The organism is Massilia sp. P2_C2, assembly GCF_056404615.1.
On sequence record NZ_JBFUDR010000532.1, the window covers coordinates 1 to 2,255 of the forward strand.

Here is a 2,255-nt window from a genome sequence, read left to right on the forward strand (position 1 = left end):
GCGCAGGCCGGCCAGGTCGAGGCGCAGCGCGAGGCGGCACGCCTGGCGCAGGAGCAGGCGGCGCATGCGCAGGAACTGGCGGATGCCGAACGAACGCGCGCGCAGGCCGAGCAGGAGGCGCTGGCGCGCGAGCAGGCCCGCATCGAGGCCGAGCGGACGCTGGCTACGGCCGCCGAGGCCCGCGCGGTGGCCGAGCAGGAACAGGCGGCGCGCGTGGCCGAACGGATCGAGGCCCTGCAGCGCGAGATCGCGGCGCTGCAGGCGGAAACGCAGGCGCACCTGGCGGCCGCGGAGCAGGAACATGCCGCCCGGCTGCAGGCCCAGCGTGACGCGCTGGCCGGCCAGCAGGCCGACATCGAGGCGCGCCGCGCTTCCCTCGAAGGGGCACACGCCGCGCAGGTCCAGGCTCATCAGGACGCGATCGCGCGCCAACAGACCAAATTCGATGCACGCCGGGCTGCCCTCGAACAGGAACACGCCGCGCAGGTCCAGGCCCATCAGGACGCAATCGCACGCCAGCAGGCCGAATTCGATGCGCGCCGGGCAGTGGACGAACAGGAACACGCGGCCCTGCTGGCCGCGCAGGCGGAGCACGAGCAACGCGCGATCGCCGAGCGCCAGGCCGCCATCGATGCCCAGCGCGCGGTCACGGAACACGCGGCGCGGCAGGCCGACCACGAACAGGCGATTGCCGACGCCCAGCGCGCCCAGGCCGCGCGCGCGGCGGAACTGGCGCAGGCGCAGGCCGATCGCGCTGTCCACGAGCGGCGCCAGCAGCAGCTGACGGAGGAATTGCTGGCGGCCGAACGGGCAGCGGCGGACGTGGCCCACGACGCTTTGCTGCTGCTGGAACAAAAGCTCACGTCGCAACAGCAGCAGACGGCCGCCGACGTGCGCGCCAACGAGGCTGCGGCGGCGCGCATGGCGTCCGAGCGTGCGGCCGTGGCGGCGGCCGAGGCCCGCGCCGCCGCCGAAGCGGAGCGCGCGCAACTGGCGAAGATGCGCGAGGCGGCCGAGCAGGCTGCGACCCAGGCTGCGATCGACAAGCGCGACGCCCAGCGCGCGCTGCTGGCCAACGCCCAGCTGGCGGCCGAGATGCAGCGCAAGACCGCGCTCGCCACGCAGGAAATGGCGGATGCGAAGAAGCGTCTGGTGGAACTGGAATCCGCACGCCAGGAGGAGCAGGTGGCGGAACTGGCCGCACTGCGCGAACAGATCGAGGCGCGCCAGGCCGAGGCCAAGCAGCGCGCCGAGTCGGAAGACCTCGCGCGCGAGGTRCTGGGCCGGTTCTCGCAGCAGCCGTCCAAGGTGCAGGCGGCGATGCGTCTCGCGGACGCCGTCGCCAAGCAACGGGCTGACCGCGAGTAGTGGTGGGGCCTCACAGAACCTACTGCGCGTTGCATTTTGGGTCTGCGATGCTCCGCTACGGCGGACCGGCCGTACCGTATGTACGGCTGCGCTTCTCGGACTCGGCGTCTGCCCCCAAATTGCCGCCGCTCGCTACGGTTCTGTGAGGCCCTGATACGTTAGCGGGTCACCACAAAAATTCGATTTTATGCCGGCTTTGGTGCCTTGGCGTTGCGGTCGAGGTAGGCGGCGTGGCCCGGCATCTGCGCGACCGTCTTCGCGATCAGGTCGCGCAAGCCGGCGAAGTGGCCGTGCAGCTGGCGCAGGTCGACGTCGTCCGCGAACGGATCGTAACGCTCCGGCACGACGCCCAGCCCGACCAGCATCGCGATGAACGACGGCTCCGCGAACCCGTCGCGGTCGAGGATCGTGATGCGGCCCGTCGCGCGGAACAGCTCGATCTGGTGCGCGAGCGCATCGGGGATGGTCATGTTCGCGCAATAGCGCCAGAATTCGGTGTCGTCGCGCTTCGTCAGCTTGTAGTGCAGGATGATGAAGTCGCGGATCGATTCATAGCGGCTGCCCATCACGCGGTTGAATTCGGCCGCCAGCTCGGGGCGGAAATCGCGGTCCGGCCACAGTTCGATCAGCTTGCCGACCGCCGTTTCGATCAGGTGGATGCTCGTCGACTCCAGCGGTTCGACGAAGCCGGCCGACAGGCCCACGGCCACGACGTTCTTCACCCACGATTTCTTGCGCCGGCCCGTGACGAAGCGCAGCTGACGAGGCTCGTCCAGCGCCTTGCCGTCGAGGCCATCCAGCAGGTCCTGGCGCGCCTGTTCGTCCGTCGTGAACGCATTGCTGTACACGTGGCCGTTGCCCGTGCGGTGCTGCAGCGGGATGCGCCA

General features: G+C 70.3%; 3 protein-coding genes. 1 reads left to right on the forward strand and 2 read right to left on the reverse strand.

Features of this window, described 5'->3' with window-relative positions; all coding sequences use genetic code 11:
• A partial coding sequence (locus AC1DYX_RS30485) for a hypothetical protein (RefSeq protein ID WP_477265863.1) occupies nucleotides 1-831 on the reverse strand: 831 nt, incomplete at its 3' end.
• Between AC1DYX_RS30485 and AC1DYX_RS30490 the strand changes: the two genes are divergently transcribed.
• Nucleotides 823-1,368 (forward strand): hypothetical protein, encoded by a 546-nt coding sequence (locus tag AC1DYX_RS30490; protein WP_477265865.1) that lies wholly within the window; start codon nucleotides 823-825, stop codon nucleotides 1,366-1,368. The two genes, AC1DYX_RS30485 and AC1DYX_RS30490, sit on opposite strands and share 9 nt — an antisense overlap.
• Nucleotides 1,369-1,553: 185 nt before the next feature.
• Here the strand turns inward: AC1DYX_RS30490 and AC1DYX_RS30495 are convergent.
• On the reverse strand, nucleotides 1,554-2,255 hold a 702-nt coding region (locus tag AC1DYX_RS30495), incomplete at its 5' end, for a tryptophan 7-halogenase (RefSeq protein WP_477265867.1).